We start from the raw sequence: 829 nt of genomic DNA, 5'->3' as shown, positions 1-829 counted from the left end.
GCTTCGAGAAGCAGGTACGGGACGCGGCCCGCTGCGATACGCGGGCACGGTTGTTGATGTCGATCCCGGGCGTCGGAGCCATCGTGTCGCTCACTTTCACCGCAGCGATTGATGACCCGGCACGCTTCAAATCATCGAAGCAGGTTGGAGCCTATTTCGGCCTGACGCCGACCAAATATCAATCGGGCGAGACCGACATCGATGGCCGCATCTCGAAAATCGGTGATGCCTGGGTGCGCGCCGCTCTCTACGAGGGCGCCCACATCATTCTGACCAAGCCACTCAAGGGCTGCACGGTATTGAAGAGCTGGGCGATGAAGATCGCCAGGCGGAGCGGGATGAAGAAAGCCAAGGTGGCGCTGGCACGCAAGCTCGCCGTCATCATGCATCGGATGCTGGCTGATGGCACAAGCTTCCGTCATGCGACGGCGGCGGTCTGAGGGAGGGCGGATGATGGCACACGTCATGATCGCTCGGTGCGCGCCGGCGCCGTCAAGCCCCGCGCAACTGCGCGCCGCAACGCGGCTTCGGGGCTGTGACGATCCGACGCGACCGAGCCAACACGGCCGCCGTCCATCAATGCACGCTTACCGACCTCACTACAGAACAGGAGCGATTAAACCGTTTCGGGAGGCCTTTGACACCAGCCTTTCCGAGCGAGGTCCCGACGCCGGGACGATGGATCAGGTCAGACCGCAACTTCCGTCGTGGCTCCGACCACGCGAAATCATAGATTGGTCGACCTATCCTCTCATACCCCATCAGGTGGCGGCCTGCGCGCCGACCCCGTACAGAAGCACGACCCCGGCGAACGGATATCTCGCAAGTG

Annotated in this window: 1 protein-coding gene; it reads left to right on the top strand. The window is 62.6% G+C overall.

All coding sequences use genetic code 11. The features are described from left to right. Window positions 1-440 (top strand): transposase (locus tag ACFFWD_RS25570; RefSeq protein WP_376969788.1); only part of this gene is annotated, 440 nt, incomplete at its 5' end. Between the last annotated feature and the right edge of the window lie 389 nt (window positions 441-829).

The sequence above is a fragment of the Bradyrhizobium erythrophlei genome (assembly GCF_042430365.1).
Classification (GTDB): Bacteria; Pseudomonadota; Alphaproteobacteria; order Rhizobiales; family Xanthobacteraceae; genus Bradyrhizobium; species Bradyrhizobium erythrophlei.
This window is presented reverse-complemented; position numbering and strand designations above follow the sequence as displayed.